This window comes from Tistrella bauzanensis (genome assembly GCF_014636235.1).
GTDB lineage: Bacteria > Pseudomonadota > Alphaproteobacteria > Tistrellales > Tistrellaceae > Tistrella > Tistrella bauzanensis.
In genome coordinates, this window is sequence record NZ_BMDZ01000014.1 from 72,875 (window position 1) to 91,392 (window position 18,518).

13 protein-coding genes are annotated in these 18,518 nt (G+C 66.0%); 9 read left to right on the forward strand and 4 right to left on the reverse strand.

Features of this window, described 5'->3' with window-relative positions; all coding sequences use genetic code 11:
• Positions 1 to 299: 299 nt before the first annotated feature.
• The 6 genes from IEW15_RS08325 to IEW15_RS08350 all read left to right on the forward strand — a co-directional run bounded on the left by IEW15_RS08325 (position 300) and on the right by IEW15_RS08350 (position 9,267).
• On the forward strand, positions 300 to 1,559 hold the full coding sequence (locus IEW15_RS08325; protein WP_188576733.1) for an efflux RND transporter periplasmic adaptor subunit: 1,260 nt from the start codon (positions 300 to 302) through the stop codon (positions 1,557 to 1,559).
• The gene (locus IEW15_RS08330; RefSeq protein WP_188576735.1) at positions 1,559 to 4,651 is read left to right on the forward strand and encodes an efflux RND transporter permease subunit; all 3,093 of its coding nucleotides are present in this window, start codon (positions 1,559 to 1,561) and stop codon (positions 4,649 to 4,651) included. Before IEW15_RS08325 ends, IEW15_RS08330 begins: the two co-directional genes overlap by 1 nt.
• 223 nt (positions 4,652 to 4,874) lie before the next feature.
• Complete coding sequence (locus IEW15_RS08335) at positions 4,875 to 5,513, forward strand: YcjF family protein (RefSeq protein ID WP_229707930.1); 639 nt, start codon at positions 4,875 to 4,877, stop codon at positions 5,511 to 5,513.
• A gap of 130 nt (positions 5,514 to 5,643) precedes the next feature.
• Complete coding sequence (locus IEW15_RS08340; protein ID WP_188576737.1) at positions 5,644 to 5,856, forward strand: hypothetical protein; 213 nt, start codon at positions 5,644 to 5,646, stop codon at positions 5,854 to 5,856.
• Positions 5,857 to 5,980: 124 nt separating this feature from the next.
• On the forward strand, positions 5,981 to 7,636 hold the full coding sequence (locus IEW15_RS08345; RefSeq protein WP_188576772.1) for a cyclic peptide export ABC transporter: 1,656 nt from the start codon (positions 5,981 to 5,983) through the stop codon (positions 7,634 to 7,636).
• Complete coding sequence (locus IEW15_RS08350; protein WP_188576740.1) at positions 7,633 to 9,267, forward strand: prohibitin family protein; 1,635 nt, start codon at positions 7,633 to 7,635, stop codon at positions 9,265 to 9,267. The genes IEW15_RS08345 and IEW15_RS08350 overlap by 4 nt, the downstream gene beginning before the upstream one ends.
• Here the strand turns inward: IEW15_RS08350 and IEW15_RS08355 are convergent, their stop codons facing one another.
• Positions 9,268 to 10,059, reverse strand: a complete 792-nt coding sequence (locus IEW15_RS08355) for a thioesterase II family protein (RefSeq protein WP_188576742.1) — start codon at positions 10,057 to 10,059, stop codon at positions 9,268 to 9,270.
• Between the two features lie 178 nt (positions 10,060 to 10,237).
• Between IEW15_RS08355 and ybaL the strand changes: the two genes are divergently transcribed.
• Complete coding sequence (gene ybaL / locus IEW15_RS08360; protein WP_188576745.1) at positions 10,238 to 11,938, forward strand: YbaL family putative K(+) efflux transporter; 1,701 nt, start codon at positions 10,238 to 10,240, stop codon at positions 11,936 to 11,938.
• On the opposite strand, the gene IEW15_RS08365 is transcribed toward ybaL, so the two are convergent.
• The 3 genes from IEW15_RS08365 to IEW15_RS08375 are packed head-to-tail and all read right to left on the reverse strand — an operon-like array spanning position 11,892 to position 17,049.
• Positions 11,892 to 12,743: a 4'-phosphopantetheinyl transferase family protein gene (locus IEW15_RS08365; protein ID WP_188576747.1), complete on the reverse strand. Its 852-nt coding sequence runs from the start codon at positions 12,741 to 12,743 to the stop codon at positions 11,892 to 11,894. The genes ybaL and IEW15_RS08365 overlap by 47 nt on opposite strands.
• Positions 12,730 to 15,828 carry an efflux RND transporter permease subunit gene (locus tag IEW15_RS08370; RefSeq protein WP_188576749.1) on the reverse strand — a complete coding sequence of 1,033 codons (3,099 nt, stop codon included), beginning with the start codon at positions 15,826 to 15,828 and terminating at the stop codon, positions 12,730 to 12,732. The genes IEW15_RS08365 and IEW15_RS08370 overlap by 14 nt, the downstream gene beginning before the upstream one ends.
• Before the next feature lie 21 nt (positions 15,829 to 15,849).
• Entirely contained in the window at positions 15,850 to 17,049 is a 1,200-nt protein-coding gene (locus IEW15_RS08375; RefSeq protein WP_188576751.1) for an efflux RND transporter periplasmic adaptor subunit, read from the reverse strand.
• 290 nt (positions 17,050 to 17,339) lie between these two features.
• Between IEW15_RS08375 and IEW15_RS08380 the strand changes: the two genes are divergently transcribed.
• Both IEW15_RS08380 and IEW15_RS08385 read left to right on the forward strand, forming a co-directional pair.
• On the forward strand, positions 17,340 to 17,672 hold the full coding sequence (locus IEW15_RS08380; protein WP_188576753.1) for a HesB/IscA family protein: 333 nt from the start codon (positions 17,340 to 17,342) through the stop codon (positions 17,670 to 17,672).
• Between the two features lie 302 nt (positions 17,673 to 17,974).
• On the forward strand, positions 17,975 to 18,307 hold the full coding sequence (locus IEW15_RS08385; protein WP_188576755.1) for a ferredoxin family 2Fe-2S iron-sulfur cluster binding protein: 333 nt from the start codon (positions 17,975 to 17,977) through the stop codon (positions 18,305 to 18,307).
• The last annotated feature ends 211 nt before the right edge of the window (positions 18,308 to 18,518 follow it).

Sequence of the window (18,518 nt, forward strand, 5' to 3'; positions counted from 1 at the left end):
CTACGGGGGACGGTATCGACGGGCGTTTATATGCCAGATGTTGATGTGATGCGGTCGGGGGGGCGATGTTATAGACAGGGTGGGAAGGGAGCGGCGATCACGTCCGTACTGCCTTGTGTCCCTAACGGAAGTGCCGGGAAAAATCCACCGCGTATTGCCGTTAGGGTTGTTTAAAGGTGACTGTTGCGGTGGACAGCCTTTGCACGCCATGTCACCTTCCCATAGGCCGCGACCGGCATCGGTAACCTGACGCGGTATCATGCACCGGCAGCCGAAGGGCATGCCACAGGGGGATCGGGATGAGGCTTTGGCGTTGGCTTGCGGTGCTGGTGGTCATGGGCATCGTGGCCGCGGGGATCTGGGGCTGGCAGTCGGGCATGTTGCCGCAGATGCTGGCGGAAAACATGTCGCCGACGGCTGCGTCCTCTCCATCCACGCCAGGTCAGACGTCGACGGCGGCGCAGGAGGGCTCCGGCCCTGCCAGCGCCAGTTCCAGTGCTGCGGATGCACCGGCGGTGACGGTGTCGGTGACCAGGGCGGTGCGCGGTACGGCGATCGACAGCCTGACCACCTTCGGCACCATCGAGCCGCGCGCTATGATCGTGCTGTCACCGCAATCCGGCGGTCATGTGACCGAGGTGTTGTTCCAGGAAGGCGGGCGCGTCACCGCCGTCCAGCCGCTGGTGCGGCTGGACGACCGGGTGGCCCGCTCGGAACTGGCGAGCGCCCAGGCGGCGGCACACCTGGATCGCGAGACTCTGAAACGTGATTCAGAACTGGGGCGACGTGGCACTAAATCGCACGCCGATATCGACCGGTCCCGGGCGGCGCTTGCCGCCTCGCAGGCGTCTCTGGCGGTGAAGCAGACCCAGCTCGACCTGCTGACCCTGCGGGCACCGATCGACGGCGTGACCATGACCCGCAAGGTCGAGGTCGGCAGCTTTCTGGCACCCGGCGAGGAAGCGGTGACGGTTGCCGATCATTCACAATTGCGGGTGACCTTTCGCCTCTCGGAACGGCTGCTGCCCCGGCTGTCGGTGGGTCAGCCGGTGACGATCACCGCCGAAAGCCTGGGCACCCGACCGATCGACGGCAAGGTGACACTGGTCGACCCATCGGTGGAGGCCGACAGCCGCAGTGTGCTGCTGCGTGCCGGGTTGACGCCCGCCGATGTCGCTGGACGGGCGGTCTATCCGGGCCTGTTCGTCAATGTGTCGCTGGAACTCGGGCGCAGGACCGGCGCCATACTGGTGCCGCGGCCGGCGGTGCAGTCGTCGCTGTCGGGCGATTATGTCTTCGTGGTCGAGCCGGATGCATCCGGCCGTGACACCGGCCGCGCGGTCAGGCGTGCGGTGACGATCGGCGCCGACGGCACCGATGGCCTGGTCGAGGTGGTCTCGGGGCTCGACGAGGGCACGGCGGTGGTCAGCACCGGGCAGTTCAAGGTCGAGGACGGCATGCGGGTGGCCATCGTGCCGGCATCCACGCCCACTCCGGCGTCGACACCCGCGCCGGCATCCACGCCCGCAGCGGCACCGGCAAGCGGTGGGGCCGGCTGATGCTGATCTCGGACCTGTGTATCCAGCGGCCGGTCTTTGCCATCGTCATCAATCTGATCCTGGCATTGCTCGGGATCTATGCGCTCGACCATCTGTCGATCCGGCAGTTGCCGGCGATGGACTTCCCCTATGTCACCATCACCACGGTCTATCCGGGTGCCGCCGCCGAACAGGTGGAACGCCAGTTGACCACGCCGATCGAGCAGGCGGTGTCGGGTGTGCCCGGGGTGCAGCAGATCACGTCGCAGAGCCGTGCCGGCATGTCGCTGGTCCAGATCCAGTTCCGGCTGGGCCTGGACGGGCTGTTGCTGGCCAATGAGGTCCGCAACAAGGTGGCGCCGCTGACCGACAGCCTGCCGCCGGCGGCGCGGGCGCCGGTGGTGGCTCAGCAGAGCCTGGACGCCCAGCCGATCATGTTCGTGACGGTGGCCAGCCAGACGCATGACGCGCTGGAGATCAGCGATACCGCCAACCGGCTGTTGCTGCCGCGGATTTCGGCGCTGGAGGGGGTGGCCCAGGCACTGCTGCTCGGCGAGCGGCGCTATGCCATCCGGCTGGTGCTCGATCCGATCCGGCTAGCCTCCTATGGCCTCACGATCGGCGATGTGCGGGCGGCCGTGGTGGCGCAGAACGCCGACGTGCCGGGCGGCGAGATCCGCACCCGCACCGACCGTACCGATGTGGTGGTCGAAGGCGCTTTGGCAACGGCGGCTGAATTCGAGCGGCTGGTGGTGCGGCCGGAGCCGGGCTATCTGGTGCGGGTGTCGGATATCGGGCGGGTCGAGGTCGGGCCGGAATCGCTCGACAATGCCATCCGTTTCGACGGCCAGGACGTGGTCGCCATCGGCATCGTGCCGCAGAGCACCGCCAATCCGCTCGACATCGCCAAGCTGGTCAAGGCAGAGCTTCCGGCCCTGGAAGCCGGCCTGCCGGGCGGCTTCCACCTGACCATCGCCTTCGACAGCACTGTTTATATCGAGGCATCGGTCCATGAGGTGTTCGAGACGATCATCATTGCCGTCGGGCTGGTGCTGGGCGTGGTGGTGTTGTTTCTGGGCTCGCTGCGCTCCAGTGCGATTGCGCTGGTCACCATTCCGCTGTCGCTGCTGGGCACGCTGGGGATGATGGCGGCGCTGGATTTCAGCATCAACACCCTGACCCTGATGGCGGTGGTGCTGGCGATCGGACTGGTGGTCGACGATGCCATCGTCGAGATCGAGAATGTTCAGCGCCATGTCGATGACGGGCTGGACCCGTTCACGGCCTCTTTCCTTGGCAGCCGCGAGATCGGCTTCGCCGTGATCGCGACCACCCTGACGCTGGCGGCGGTGTTCGCGCCGATCGGGCTGGTCGGCGGCCAGATCGGTATGCTGTTCCGGGAATTCGCCTTCACGCTGGCGGGTGCCGTGCTGGTTTCGGGCTTCATCGCCCGGACATTGTCGCCAATGATGTGCGCGCGCCTGATCGGCACCCGATCGGAGCGCGGCTATGCCCGGCGGGTGGAACGGTTGAGCGAGCGGGTGGCCGTGGCCTATGGCCGGCTGCTGGGCTGGCTGCTGCACCATCGCTGGATCATCGTTCTGGCGGTCGTCGGCGCATTGGTGTTCGGCTATGGTCAGGCCGGCCGGCTGGGTTTCGCCTTCGCGCCGACCGAGGATCAGGGCTATATCCTGTTCGACATCGAGGCGCGCGGCACATCGACCCTGTCTCATCTTGAAGATCAGGTGGCCGGGCTGGAAACCATCCTGCGCGGCGTGCCCGAAGCGACCGGCGCGCTGACATTGCTTGGCAGCCCCAGCCCGTCGAAGGCCAATGCCTATCTGCTGTTGAAGCCATGGGACCAGCGCCAGCGCAGCGCATTGGAAATCGGTGACGCGCTGAAACCACAGCTCGCGGCGCTGCCCGGTCTGCGGGTCAATGTGTTGCAGGTGAGCCCGCTTGGCGGCGGCGGCAGTTCGCGTCCGATCCAGCTGATGATCACGACCACCGGCGACTATCAGGATCTGGCGGCGGCGATGGACCGGCTGGTGGAACGGGCGCGCGCCGTGCCGTCGATCGCCGACCCGGCATCCAGCCTGCAGCTTGAACGGCCCGAACTGCGGGTGACGCTGGATCGCGATGGCGCCGGAGAACAGGGTGTGACCGCAACGGCTCTGGGCGATACGCTGCAGGCGGCGCTGGGTGGCAATCCGGTCTCGACCTTCTCGAACCGTGGTGAGCTGTACAAGGTGATCATCGACCTGCCGCCGGAATGGCGCGGATCGATCGACACGATCAACACCCTGGAAGTCCGTGGCAAAAGTGCCGACCCGCTGCCGCTGCGCGACTTCGTGCAGGTGACGCGCGGCGTCGGCGCCGACATGCTGGAGCATACCGACGGGCTTCGGTCCGCCACCTTCACGGCCGGCGTCGCCCCCGGCCATACGGCGGCCGAGGCCTTCGCGGCGCTGCTGCCCCTGACCACACAGGCGCTGGATCCGGGCATGAAGCCGGTGCTGGGCGGTGATGCCGCCAAAGCCGGGGCCGAGAGCGGATCGGCGGGCACGGTGCTGCTGCTGGCGCTGGTGTTCATCTATTTCATGCTGAGCGCGCAGTTCGAAAGCTTTCGCGACCCGGCGATCGTGCTGGCGGTGGCGCCGCTGGCGGTGGCGGGCGCCATCGTCACGCTGGCCGAAACCGGCGGCGGGCTGAACATCTACAGCTTCATCGGCTTCGTCACCCTGATCGGACTGATCGCCAAACACGGCATCCTGATCACCGAATTCGCCAACCAGCTGCGCGATGCCGGCCGTGACCGGACCGAGGCGGTGGTGGAGGCGGCAACCACGCGCCTGCGTCCGATCATCATGACCACGATCGCCACGGTGCTGGGTGCCGTGCCGCTGGCGATCGCCACCGGTGCCGGCGCCGGCGGCCGCACGCAGCTGGGCTGGGTGATCGTCGGCGGTATGACATTCGGCACCATCGTGTCACTGTTCGTCATTCCGGCCGTCTATACACTCTTGTCGCGGAAGGTGAGGCGGCCGCTGGTCGAGCCGCCACCACCCGACGCCCTGCTTCATCAGCGGCTGAAGGATGCGCCACAGCCATGATGCCGTCACATGTTTCGCCAGCGGACCCGCCCGTCACCACCGGGAATTCCATTGGCGTTTCCCCGGAAGGATGGCACGCTCTGCATGGGCTTTCGGTGCACTGGTTGCCGGCAATCCGGCAGCGGTGGCGGCGACCACCCATGACGGGCCACCTGACGGTTTTTCCTTCCGACCCCATGACCGCTCCCGGCAGAGTCCGGGCCCCAGAATGAGGACAAGATCGATGACCACTGCTGCCGAAATGACGGCCGAGCCCGTCGACACCATTGATCCGGCCGCTGATCCGGCCACCGATCCGGCCGTGCGGGCCGATGACGCCCGTGCGCTGGTCAAGCGCTTCTCGCTGTGGTCGGCCGGCGCCGGCCTGCTGCCGTTCCCGGTCCTCGACATGGCGCTGATGACCGGCGTTCAGGTGAAGATGATCTATCACCTGTCGAAGCTGTATGACATTCCGTTCAGCGAGAACCGCGCCAAGGCGGTCGTCGGCTCGCTGGTCAGCACCGTCGTCCCCGGCGGCGCCGCGATGGGCGTGGTCGGTTCGGTCGGCAGCCTGGTCAAGTCGATCCCGGTGGTCGGCACCCTGGTGGGTCTGGTTGTCACCCCTGTCGTGGGTTATGCGGTCACCTATGCGGTCGGCCGGGTGTTCATGCAGCATTTCGAGACCGGCGGCACGCTGCTGAACTTCAAGCCCGAAGAGATGCGCGAGCATTTCAAGGCCGAGTTCGAGGCTGCCAAGGCCAATGCTCCGGCGACGGCCGAGGCTGCAAAGGCCGAGGCGGCAGGCACCGAGGTCCCGACGACCGAGACCACGAAGACCGGCGACACCACCACGACCACCAAGACCTCGACCAAGACCGCCTGAACAGGCGTTCCGGTTGCGGAGACGATGAAGCCATCCGACGCGACCTCAGGGGCGCGCCGGATGGCGTTCGTTCACGTTCCGCCGCCATTCTGATCCACTGACACCTGATGCCCCGGGAGGGCACCGCTTCATGTCGTCTGCCATCGGTCTGGTCCTGCCGACCATTTATGTCGTCATGTCGATCATGGTCGGGCTGTGCTCCATCGGCCGGAAGCCCGGTTTCGTGGTCTCGTTCCTGCTGTCGTTGCTGATCACGCCGTTCGTGATGCTGCTGATATTGTACGTCACACGTCCGCGTGAGCCCGCACTGCCGCCGCGGCCGGCGAAGACCAAGCGCCGCTGATGGTGATGTCTGCCTGTCTGGCGAACCTTGCCCGTGCCGTTCCATGCGGTGGCCCCGTCGTCGGCCATCCGTCGGCATGCATTTCCCGTTTTATCGACCAGAAGACCGAGACCGCCCGGTGACGATGCCCCTGATCGATCTCATCCGCCGCGAGATGACGACCAAGCCGATGACCATGCTGGTCATCGCGGCCCTTGCCGGTGTGAGCAACGCCCTGGTGATGGCGATCATCAACACCTCATCCAGTCTTGCCGACGAGAAGGTCGACCTGCGGACGGTGGCGTTGTTCGGCATCGTGGTGGCGATCTATATCCTCAGCCAGCGTCGGATGATGCAGATCACGGCGATCGAGGTCGAGGAGATCATTCACCGTCTGCGTCGCGGCCTGATCGAGACCGTCGCCCGGTCGGATCTGCTGCCACTGGAACAGATCGGCCGCAGCAATATTCTGGCCGGCCTGATCCGCGACACCCAGACGATTTCACAGGCCGCGAACATTCTGGTGATCGCCGCCCAGTCGGTGATCCTGATCGCGCTGGCGATGATCTATATCCTGATCACCGACCGCACGGCCTTCTGGTTGAGCACCGGCTTCATCGCCATCGCGGTGTTTCTGGTCGTCCGGCGGCTGATCGATCTGCGCAACAAATATCCGATGGCGATGGGCAAGGAGAACCTTGTCTTCCAGAGCATGCGCGATGTGCTTGACGGCTTCAAAGAGGTCAAGCTTTCCGCGGCGCGTCGTGATGCGCTTCTTGAAGATATGGTTGTGGTCTCGGAACTGGCCCGTGATGCCAAGGCCGATCTTCAGGTCAAATCAGGCAACGAGTTCGTCTTCGGCCAGACGATGATCTTCCTGTTGCTGGGCGTCGTGGTGTTTCTGGTGCCCAGCATCGGCGATACAAAACCCGAGGCGGTGGTGCAGACCGCCACGGCGATCCTGTTCATCGTGGGGCCGCTGGGCATGGTGATCCAGGCGGTGCCGGTTCTGGCCATGGCCAATGCCGCCGCCGACAACCTGTCGCGCATGGACCGGATGCTGCGGGAAATCGCGGCGGCATCCGCGACCGCCACCACGACCGCCGTGACGCCCCTGACGCAGTTCGACGAGATCCGTTTCGACGGCATCACCTTCGCCTATGCCCCGGTGGGCGGCGTGGCATTCGGGGTGGGGCCGTTCGATCTGACGGTGCGCCAGGGCGAGACGATCTTCATCACCGGCGGCAATGGCTCAGGCAAATCGACCCTGGTGCGGCTGCTGGTGGGCCTGTACTACCCCGACCGAGGCATGTTGCGGCTGAACGGGCAGGTGGTCGACCGCCATTTCTATGACAGCTATCGCTCGCTGTTTTCGGTCATCTATGCCGATTACCACCTGTTCCGGCGGCTCTATGGCATCACGCCCCCCTCGGCCGAGGAGTTCCAGGCGTTGGTGACGCTGATGGAAATGGGCGGCAAAGTGGCCCTGGACAAGGACGTGTTCGACACGATCGACCTGTCGAGTGGCCAGCGTAAACGCCTGGCATTGATGGTGTCGATGATCGAGGACAGGCCGATCCTGGTGCTGGATGAATGGGCGGCCGATCAGGATCCCCAGTTCCGGCGCAAGTTTTATCGGGAATTGCTGCCGCTGTTGAAGGCGCGCGGCAAAACGGTGATCGCCATCACCCATGACGACCGCTATTTCGACGTGGCCGACCGCCGCATCGCGATGGAAGAGGGCCGGGTCGTGGCGATCGTCGAACGCGAAGCCGCCACGGGCGGGGAGGATGTGGAATGACGGTCGCGGATATGGCGGGCAGCGACGAGCCGGGGTTCTTCGGCCGGATCGGCGCCTGGTTCTGGCGCCATATATGGTCGATCACCATCACCACGCTGGTGTTGCTGGCGGCGATCATCCTGCTGTGGCCAATGGTCTTCATCACCGTGCCGGCGGGCCATGCCGGCGTGGTCTGGTACCGGTTCGGCGGCACGAATGTCGACGAGACCCGCGGCGAGGGCCTGCAGTTCATCTGGCCCTGGGACCGTCTGGAAATCTATGACGTCCGTTTTCAGACCGTGACCCAGACCTATGATGCCATCACCGCCGACGGCCTGACCGTCGGCACCACGATTTCGTTCCGCTTTCGGCTGGACGAGAAGTATGTCGGCATCCTGCACAAGAATGTCGGCCCGGATTACCTGTATAAGATCATCATCCCCGAGGTCGGGTCGGTCACCCGTGCGCGGATTTCGCAGTACACCGCCGAGGATTTCTATTCGAACCTGCGCACCATCGTACAGACCGAGATCTATGAGGGCGTGAAGACCAACTTCCTGCGGGGCAGTTCCTATAGCGCCGAGGGCGTCGATCTGATCGAGCTGGAGGATGTTCTGATCAAGGCCATTCACCTGCCCGATCGGGTGGCGCAGGCGATCGAGCGCAAGGTCGAACAGTATCAACGGCAGTTGGAATATGATTTCCGTCTGGCCAGCGAGCAGAAGGAAGCCGAGCGCAAGCGGATCGAAGGCGAAGGCATCCGGATGCTGTTCGATCAGGTGGGCGATGCCCAGATCCCGGATTACCTGACCTGGCTCGGCATCAATGCCACCGTTCAGTTGGCCCAGTCGCGCAACGGCAAGATGGTGATCATCGGCAACAAGGACAGTGGCGGCATGCCGCTGATTCTGGGCGGGATCGACAGTGGTGGATCGCAGGCGGTATCGACGCTGGAACGCGATCGCGCCAGCAATCCGCTGATTGCCGGCGACAACAATGTGGGCACGGTTGCCATCGACCCGCTGGGCACCGGCATCAACGGCCATGATGCCGCCGATGCGGCCGGCGTGACCACCGACACGGCCGGTACCGCCGGCCCGCCATCGGGTGGTGACGGTGCCGGTCCACGCACCTATGGCGGGCGCATGGACACGGGCGAGAGCGAAGCGGTCGTCGAGGGGCGCGTGCCCGCGGCCGCGGCAGCCAATCCCCAGCGCGGCACGATGCTGACGCCATCAGCCGCCGCCGCCCATGGCTTCGTGCCGGAGGCCGCCTATCCGCAGACCAGAAACAACGGCATGATGACCCAGCCGGGCATGGCGGCCGCGGCCATGGCCGGTCAGCCCGGCACCAGTGCTGCAGGCGGCGGCATGATGCCGCCGGGCTATGCCGAACATGGCCAGGCGCAGCCCGGCTATGGCCAGCCGGCCTATGGTGCGGCCGGCACCCAGCAGCCGCCATCGGGCCAGATGGGCCGCAGCATGCTGCCCGGTCAGCCGATCACGATCGATCAGGTGGCACGCTGGCTGGGCTGGTCCGAGGGCGGCGAGCTTGCCGGCGGCAATGGCCAGCAGGGCTTCGGTGCTTATGGCGTGGTTCCGGAAACCGCACCACGGACCGGCGCTGCCGGTGTCGCCGGCAGCGGCGGCTGATCAGCCGAGGTCGTCGGGCAGGCCCGCCATCAGGCGGGCCACCACCGCAGCCGGATCACTGCCCAGATAGAAATGTCCGCCCGGGAATATGGCGCTGTCGAAGCGAGCGGTGGTGAAGCCCTGCCAGCCGGCAAGCGTTTCCGGCGCGGCATGCCTGTCGTCGATGCCGCCCATCGCCAGGATCGGGCAGGGCAGGGCCGACAGTTCGGCCGGCTTGGGTTCGTATTCGGCGACCATCCGGAAATCGGCCCGGAGTGTGGGCAGGAACACGGCCATCAGCGCCGGATCGGCCATCAGTGCCGCCGGAATGCCGTCATAGCGTTCCGACAGTGCCCGGGCGAAATCGTTATCATCCATGCCCAGCAGATCTTTCAGCGTGCTGCGGCTGCCGGGCGGCGTGCGTCCGGATACGGCAAGCAGGCGCGGGCCCTGTGACGGCGCGGTCTGGATCAGCCGGCGCGCCAGTTCATAGGCCAGCATCGCCCCCATGCTGTGACCGAACAGCACCGTTGGCTTCGGGGCCAGAAGGGCGATCGCATCGGCGAGTGCGGCGACCACAGGCTGGACCCGATCGAGCGCCGGTTCACGAAACCGGCTTTCGCGTCCAGGCAGCTGTGCCACCAGCAATTCGACATCGCCGCCGGTCAGGGCATCCCAGGGGCGGAAGCTCGACGCGCCGCCGCCGGCATGGGGAATGCAGATCAGCCGCCAGCGCGCCAGATCCCGGCCCGCGGGTCCGGTCAGCCAGCGCTGGCCGGCTGGCTGCACCCAACGATTGGCGGTTGCGTGCATGATCTGTCGCTCCCTCTATGCGCTGTGTCTGGCCACGCTATACCGCAGCACTGTCGGTCTGTCACCCGACGGTTGCGGTGTCGGTGTATCCTGTGGGCGAGGGGGCGGCCCTGTCGAACAGTCACAGCGACACCCGTCCATAGCACATCGACCCCGTTGACCGGAGCGCGCGCGCCGTATGCCCCATGATCTGCCGCTGATCACCACCATCGTTGCCGGCATCGGCCTTGCCTTCATCCTGGGCGCCATTGCCCATCGGCTGCGGGTGTCGCCGCTGGTCGGGTATCTGCTGGCGGGGGTTGTGATCGGGCCGGCAACGCCGGGCTATGTCGCCGACACCACTCTGGTGCCGCAACTGGCGGAGATCGGCGTGATCCTGCTGATGTTCGGCGTCGGGCTGCATTTTTCGGTCAAGGATCTGCTGGCGGTGCGGGCGATCGCCTTGCCCGGTGCCATCGCGCAGATGGGGCTGGCAACCGTGATGGGACTGGGACTTGCCGTGGCGCTTGACTGGGGCATCGGTGCCGGTCTCATCTTCGGGCTGGCCTTGTCGGTGGCAAGCACGGTTGTGCTGCTGCGCGCGCTTCAGGATCGCCGGCTGGTCGAGACCGAGCGTGGCCGGATCGCCGTCGGCTGGCTGATCGTCGAGGATCTGGCGATGGTGCTGGTGCTGGTGCTGCTGCCGGCCTTTGCCGGCCTGCTTTCCGAAGGTCGTGGCGGGGCAGGCCTGCCTCTGGCGGATCTGGTGGCGACGGTGGCGGTAACGCTCGGCAAGGTTGCCGTGTTCGTCGCGGTCATGCTGCTGGCGGGGCGACGGATCGTGCCATGGATCCTGCATCAGATCGCCCATTCGGGATCGCGCGAACTGTTCCGGCTGTGCGTGCTGGCCCTGGCGCTGGGCGTTGCCTATGCGGCATCGGAACTGTTCGGCGCCTCATTCGCGCTGGGGGCGTTTTTTGCCGGGCTGGTGCTGAGCGAGTCGACGCTGAGCCACCGCGCGGCGGAAGAGACCCTGCCCCTGCGCGACGCGTTCGCCGTGTTGTTCTTCGTCTCGGTCGGCATGCTGTTCGACCCGGCGATCATCGTCGACGATCCCGTGCCGGTGATGGGGGCACTGGCGATCATCGTGTTCGGCAAGTCGATCGCGGCCTATCTGATCGTGCGGGCCTTCGGCCACAGCCGTGTGACCGCGTTGACGATTTCGGCCAGCCTGGCCCAGATCGGCGAGTTTTCGTTCATCCTGGTGGCATTGGGCGTGGCGGAAGGACTGATGCCGCCCGAAGGGCGCGATGTCGTGCTGGCGGGCGCGATCCTGTCGATCCTGATCAACCCGCTGCTGTTCCGGGCGATCGACGTCTGGACTGCGCGGACCGCGCCGGTGCTGCCGCCGCGCAGCATCGAGGATGCCCGCGACCTGCCGCCGGCCCCGACCCGGTTGTCGGGCCATGCCGTGGTGGTGGGCTATGGCCGGATCGGCCGGCGGGTCTGTGCCGCTCTGGAAGCCGCTGCCGTGCCGTATCTGGTGATCGAGGATCTGCCGGGGCGCACGGCCGATCTGGCAAGACGGGGGATCGAGACCGTGCACGGCAATGCCGCCACACCTGACATCCTGGCTGTTGCCAATATCGCCGGAGCCAGCCGGCTGTTCGTGATGATCTCGCGCAGTTTCGAGGCGGGGCAGGTGATTGCCCAGGCGCTGGCCGCCAATCCGGGACTGTCGGTGGTGGCGCGGGCGGGCGATGACGACCATGCCGCCTATCTGCGCCGCCACGGCCCGGTCGAGGTGGTGAGCGATGCCGATGAGATTGCCCGGGGCATGCTCGACCGGTCGTTCAGGGTGTTGCCCCTGACAGAAGCCGGGCCGGCGTCATCGGCGTGATCCGCCAGTGCGGTGGGGGCAGGGTTGCCTGACAGAGCAGGCCGGCTGCCAGATGCATGCCGTCATAGTCCTGATGCATCAGATGCCAGGCGAGGCCCTGGGCGAGCGGCGGGTCGCGGGCCTCGATATCCGGCAGCAGGCCCGGGCCGGGCCAGCCGGCGGGAAAACGGATACTGAAGCCCGACAAGGCCTGTGACAGCCCGGCACCGGTGGCCTTGATCACGCTTTCCTTCAGCGTCCACAAGGTCAGGAAACGGCGGGCGCGGTCGGCGGCATCCGGCAGCGCCTCAAGGGCTGCTGCCTCATCCTCGGCAAAGAAGCCACGGGCGATGCGGGCGTCATAATCGCCCAACCGGTCCGCCGCCTCGACATCCACGCCCAGATCGATCACGGCGGTTTCGGGGTCGGCAGTGACGGCGATCGCGACCATTCCCGCGGTGTGCGACAGATTGAAGCGCAGCGCCGGGCGCCCGTCGGGCGTCAGCGGCATCTGCGACGGCGCCAGATCGGGCTTGCCACGCGCGCCGGCGGTGAAGCGCAGGACCGTGGGCGCAAGCCCCAGCCGCCGGCCCAGCCATGCGCGGAGCAGGGCATGAGCGGCGATATAGATCCGACGATGGCGGGCGAAGTGGAAGCGGGCGGCCCGTGCCCGCTCCTCGTCGTCCAGCCAGCCGGCCAGCGCCACCTCGCCATCGTCGTCCATCCCGGCCACGCCCATCACGACCAGCTCGACAACAGGTGCGGCGATGACGGGTGTGGTGATGACGGAGGCGGGCAGGCCTCGGCCCTGATCAATGCTGGACATGACCCTGCGCACCTTCACGGGCCAGGTCGGCGTCGCTTGGGGCATCGATGATCGGCTTCATGTCGCGGCGGCTGATATAGGTATAGACGGTCGGGATCACGAACAGGGTGAAGAAAGTGCCGACCAGCAGGCCGCCCACGATCACCCAGCCGATATCCTGGCGGGATTCGGCACCGGCGCCGGTGGCGAGCGCCAGCGGCACCGTGCCCAGCACCATCGCTCCGGTGGTCATCAGGATTGGCCGCAGGCGCTGGACTGCGGCTTCGACGACCGCATCGCTGCGCGACAATCCCTCGCGCCGGATCTGGTTCGAGAATTCGACGATCAGGATGCCATGTTTGGTGATCAGACCGATCAGGGTGACCACACCGACCTGACTGTAGATGTTGAAGGTGCCGCCCGACAGATACAGCGCCAGCAGGCCGCCGGTGATCGACAGGGGCACGGTCAGCATGATGATGAACGGATCGCGCCAGCTTTCGAACTGCGCCGCCAGCACCAGGAAGATGAAGCCGAGCGCCAGCACGAAGGTGACGACAAGGCTGGAGGCGCTGTCGCGGAATTCGCGGCTCTGGCCCGACAGATCGGTGGTGGCGCGGCCGCCAAGCTCATCCCGCGCGATATCGTTCAGATAGGCCAGGGCCTCGCCCAGCGCATAGCCGGGGGCGAGGTTGGCGTCGAGGGTGACCGCGCGCAACTGATTGAAATGGTTCAGCGCCTGCGGCGCCACAGTTTCCGTCACCGTCACCAGATTGGACAGTTGCACCATCTCGCCGCTGGCAGAACGGACATAGATATTGGTCAGGTCGGAGGGGGTCGCGCGATAGCGGTCATCCAGGCGGACGATCACGTCGTACTGATCGCCATCCAGCTTGAAGCGGGTGATCTGGCGGCCGCCGAGGGCTGTCTCCAGCGTCCGGCCGATGACATCGACGCCGATGCCCAGATCGGCCGCCTTGGCGCGGTCGACCGACACCGACAACTGCGGACGATTCAGCTTCAGGTCGGTCTCGATGTTCTGAAGGCCGGGGTTCTCGCGCGCCTTGGCGACGATCCGGTCGACCAGTTCCCCCAGTTCCTGATAGGGCATCGACGACTGAACCACGAATTGGACGGGCTTTTCACCGATTGCCTGGCCGAGCGGCGCCGGCGGGATCGGGAAGGCGAGCACGCCCGGCAGGCCACCGAACATGGCGGGCCCCACCGATTCGGCGATCGCGGCGGCGCTGCGGCTTCGCTCATCCCAGGTCTGCAGCTTCACGAAGCTGATGCCCTGGGATTTCAGCGGGAAGCCCGCGACCACGAAATAGGTCTCGGTTTCCGGAATGCCGGCATAGATGCCTTCCAGCCCGCGGGCATAGCGTTCCGTATAGTCGAGCGTCGCACCCTCAGGACCGATCAGGAAGCCGATCAGGAATCCCTGATCCTCGTAAGGCGCCAGTTCCTCAGGCAAGGCTTTCAGCAGAAAGAAACTGCCGCTGGCGACGCCCAGCCCGATCAGCAGGATCAGCGGCCGCACCTTCAGGGCGCCGCGCAACGTGGCGCGATAGCCGCGGGTGAGCGCGTTCAGCGCGCCTTCGATGACGCGATAGAACAGGCCGTGGCTGGTCTGGTGCTTCAGCAGCAGGCCGCACATCATCGGCGTCAGGGTCAGCGCGATGAAGCCTGAAATCAGCACGGCACCGGCCAGCGTCAGGGCGAATTCGGTGAACAGCCGGCCGGTGGTGCCGGTCTGGAAGGCGATCGGCAGATACACCGCCGCCAGTGTGATCGTCATCGCGATCACCGCGAAGGCGATCTCGCGACTGCCCTTGAAGGCCGCCCGCATCGGCGACATGCCGGCCTCGATGTGGCGGAAGATGTTCTCCAGCATCACGATCGCATCGTCGACCACCAGGCCGATGGCCAGCACCAGCGACAGCAGGGTCAGCGTGTTGATGGTGAAGCCCAGCATATACATGATGAAGAAGGCGCCGATCAGCGACACCGGGATGGTGACCAGCGGCACCAAGGTGGCCCGGAACGACCTGAGGAACAGGAAGATGACCGCGACCACCAGCACCACGGCTTCGATGATGGTGGAATAGACGTTGTCGATCGATGCCTGAATGAAGATCGAGCTGTCATAGGCAATGTCGACCTTCATGCCTTCGGGCAGGTTGTCGACGATCAGCGGGATGCGCTCGCGGACGGCAGCCGACACGTCGAGCGGATTGGCCGTCGCCTGCTTGACCACGCCCATCGCGACCGCCGGCTGGCCGTTGAACCGGGCGGCGGAATCCTCGCTTTCGGCGCCGATGAAGGCCTGGCCCACATCCGACAACAGCACCTGATGGCCCATGCGTTCGGCCAGCACGATGTTGTTGAACTGTTCGGGGCGTGCCAGATCGGTTTCCGACAGCACAGTGAATTCGCGCTCGGCGCTCTCGATCGTGCCGGCGGGGATCTCGACATTCTGGGCAGCCAGTGCCGCCTCGATCTCCTGAAGGGTCAGGCCATAGCCGGCAACCCTGGTGGGATCCAGGGCGATGCGCATGGAGTAGCGCCGCTCGCCGAAGATCATCACCTGCGAGACGCCGGTCAGGATCTGGAGCTGGTCCTTCACATAGCGGTCGGCATAGTCCGACAGTTCCAGCGGTGAGTGCCGGTCGGACGAGAACGCCAGATAGATGATCGGCTGGGCATCGGCCTCGACCTTCTCGATGATCGGCTCGTCGATCTCGTCGGGCAACTGGCCACGCACCCGGGCCACGCGGTCGCGGACATCGGCCGCCGCGTCGCTGGGATCGCGGTCGAGCTTGAAGCGCAGGGTGATCTGGCTCTGCTGCTGACGGCTGACCGAGGTGATGTAGTCGATTCCCTCGATGCCCGACAGGCTGTCTTCCAGCACCTGGGTGATCTGGCTTTCCATGATCTGAGCGCTGGCGCCCGGATACACGGTTTCCACATTCACCACCGGCGGGTCGATATTGGGATATTCGCGCACCGACAACCGGTCATAGGCCACCAGACCCAGCAGCAGGACGACGAAACTCAGCACGGTCGCAAAGACCGGACGCTGGATGCAGATATCTGAGAGCTTCACGGGTGCGTCCTCGTCTGCGCGTCAGCCGCCGGCCGCGGCATTGCCGCTGGCCGGGGTGGCACCATCATCCGCCGGTGCCGCCGGCGTGGCGCCGGCCGCGGGTGCGGCGTCCTGGCGCGCGAACGGATCGGAGCCGCCCGGCAGCGGCGTCACCGGCATACCGGGGCCGATCTTGATCTGGCCGGCGCTGATCACCAGGTCGCCGTCCGCAAGGCCCTTGGTGACGCCGACCTCGCCCACCCGCCGCGCGCCGATGGTCACCGGCTGCGGCACGGCCTTGCCGTCGACGATCTTGTAGACGAACGGCCCGTTACGATCGGGCACGATCGCCTGTTCGGGAATGATCACCGCGTTGCCGATCTCGTTCAGGACCGCGGTGATACGGGCGAACATGCCAGGCTTCAGGCGGGTATCGGCATTGGGGATCTCGGCGCGGATCGCAAGGCTGCGACCGCCTGCATCGAGCCGGGGGTCGATGGCGGTGATGGTGGCGGTAAAGCGTTCGGCCGGAAAGGCATCGACTTCGACGATGACCGTCTCGCCCGGCTTGACCACACCGGCGAAGCGCTCCGGCAGCCGGAAGCCGACCCGGATCGGGTCCAGCCGGTCGAGGGTGGTCAGGGTCTGGCCCGCCGAGATATAGGCGCCAAGGTCGACGGCGCGGAAGCCGGCGACGCCATTGAACGGGGCCGTGATGGTGGTTTTGTCAAGCCGGACCTGCGCCGAGGCAACCTGGGCCTGTGACAACTGGAGCGCCGCCACCGCCTCGTCGAGTGCACGACCGGTGCCGGCGCCGCGCCTGGCCAGATCGCGCGCACGCTCGGCATTGCGGCGGTTCGCTTCGATCGAGGCCCGGGCTTCGGCCAGTTCGGCGCGCGCGATCGCGTCGTCGAGCTTGAACAGCACGTCGCCTTCCGTGACCCGCGCGCCGTCCTTGACCGAAATCGCCGATACCCTGCCGGCAACTTCCGACGCTACGTCAATCGATTGCACCGCTTCCAGTGTGCCGGCGACCATGATGGTTTCGGCAAAGGGCTCGGCCCGCGCCTTGACCGCTTCGACCGGCATGCCGCCGCCGGCACCCTGGGCCAGGGCATTGCCGCCGCACAAAGCGGCGCCCGCGAGCAGGACGACGGCCGACAGGACATGACGGATCGCCAGACGGTGCGTGCGGAGCGTGGAATGGCGACGGGCGCCGGAAGAAGGCTGCTGAGCGATCATGCGGGTCTGGTCCTGGCTCGTTGAAATCCCGCCGCCGAACCGTCTGACGGAACGGCGGACGGTTCGTGGTCACGGGCAGCGTAAAGCGGGCTGATGTATTGTTCATCCGGACAGCGAAATAGCGTCCGCGGCGGCACGGATCGCCTCTTTCATCCGGCTGGCGAGTGATTATGTTAGAAGACGAGCGCGACGTCGCCCGGAAATCGGGGGCCGACCGACCGGCCGGTTCCATGACGTATCCGATTTGTTCGCGAGCGTCGCATGCAAGCCACAGAGGGGAGACCCTGCCCATGCCCATGGCGGCGATGAGCATTACCGATGCGGCGGCCGACCGGCTGCGCAGCCTGATGGCCGACAAGGATGGTGTGGTCGGGATCCGCGTCGGCGTGAAGACCGCCGGCTGCTCCGGCCTTGCCTATACCATGGAGATGGCCGAACAGGTGAATAAGCACGACGAGGTGGTCGAGGACAAGGGTGTGCGCATCCTGATCGAGCCCAAGGCCGTGTTGTTCCTGATCGGCTCGGAGATGGATTGGGAAGAGGACAAGCTTCAGGCCGGTTTCGTCTTCCGGAATCCGAACGAGAAGGGCCGCTGCGGCTGCGGCGAGTCGTTTCACGTCTGACCTCCACTCAGCCGGCCAGGCTTCGATGCTGGTCCGCCGCCTGCAAAGCGCGCTCCCTGGCCTGGGCGCGCTTTGTCGTACCGGATATCCGCTGCGGTTGCATCCTTACGCCGATATTGACTATAAGTTGATTGGCGATGGGCGTTGCCATCTCCCACGGGGAGTGGACGGTGCCGGTGGCGGGGGATTTGAGAGTTCGCGCTTGCCCCCGACCGCGGAATGCGGTTCAAGAAACGCGAGCGAGCGCGCCGCCGCGACCGGGAGACCGGGCGGCAGCCACGAGGGACGAGAGAAAAAACGCCATGCCCAAGATCACCTTTATCGAGCGTGACGGCAACCGCCGTGAGGTCGAGGCGCCCGTGGGCCTTTCGATCCTTGAGATCGCTCACCGCAACAGCATCGACATCGAAGGCGCGTGCGAGGGGTCGCTGGCCTGCTCCACCTGCCATGTGATCGTTGCGGCCGAGGATTTCGAACGCTTGCCCGAGGCCGCCGAGGAAGAGGAAGACATGCTCGACCTCGCCTGGGGCCTGACCAAGACCTCGCGTCTCGGCTGCCAGATCATCATCACCGAAGAACTGGACGGTCTGACCGTCGCGCTGCCGACCGAAGTGCACAATGCGCTGATCGACTGATCGGCCGCAATGGTGCCGCCGGCGGGGTTCCGCCAGCCGCCATTGGCTGTGGCACGGGTTCCGGCCGGGACGACTGATGATGAAGCGCCGTCGGCCGGTATGGGCTGGCGGCGTTTCGTCGTGATGATGGCAGGGGAATCGGGTGAAAATTTTAAGCTGCGATGATGCTTGCGAGGAAGTCGTCGTCCCAAGCGGCGACCTTGCGTCGGAG

Bases quoted from the DNA above. Each gene is read 5' to 3' on its own strand.
- IEW15_RS08325 (WP_188576733.1), top strand. From the start codon at position 300: ATGAGGCTTTGGCGTTGGCTTGCGGTGCTGGTGGTCATGGGCATCGTG.
- IEW15_RS08330 (WP_188576735.1), top strand. From the start codon at position 1,559: ATGCTGATCTCGGACCTGTGTATCCAGCGGCCGGTCTTTGCCATCGTC.
- IEW15_RS08335 (WP_229707930.1), top strand. From the start codon at position 4,875: ATGACCACTGCTGCCGAAATGACGGCCGAGCCCGTCGACACCATTGAT.
- IEW15_RS08340 (WP_188576737.1), top strand. From the start codon at position 5,644: ATGTCGTCTGCCATCGGTCTGGTCCTGCCGACCATTTATGTCGTCATG.
- IEW15_RS08345 (WP_188576772.1), top strand. From the start codon at position 5,981: ATGCCCCTGATCGATCTCATCCGCCGCGAGATGACGACCAAGCCGATG.
- IEW15_RS08350 (WP_188576740.1), top strand. From the start codon at position 7,633: ATGACGGTCGCGGATATGGCGGGCAGCGACGAGCCGGGGTTCTTCGGC.
- IEW15_RS08355 (WP_188576742.1), bottom strand. From the start codon at position 10,059: ATGCACGCAACCGCCAATCGTTGGGTGCAGCCAGCCGGCCAGCGCTGG.
- ybaL (WP_188576745.1), top strand. From the start codon at position 10,238: ATGCCCCATGATCTGCCGCTGATCACCACCATCGTTGCCGGCATCGGC.
- IEW15_RS08365 (WP_188576747.1), bottom strand. From the start codon at position 12,743: ATGTCCAGCATTGATCAGGGCCGAGGCCTGCCCGCCTCCGTCATCACC.
- IEW15_RS08375 (WP_188576751.1), bottom strand. From the start codon at position 17,049: ATGATCGCTCAGCAGCCTTCTTCCGGCGCCCGTCGCCATTCCACGCTC.
- IEW15_RS08380 (WP_188576753.1), top strand. From the start codon at position 17,340: ATGCCCATGGCGGCGATGAGCATTACCGATGCGGCGGCCGACCGGCTG.
- IEW15_RS08385 (WP_188576755.1), top strand. From the start codon at position 17,975: ATGCCCAAGATCACCTTTATCGAGCGTGACGGCAACCGCCGTGAGGTC.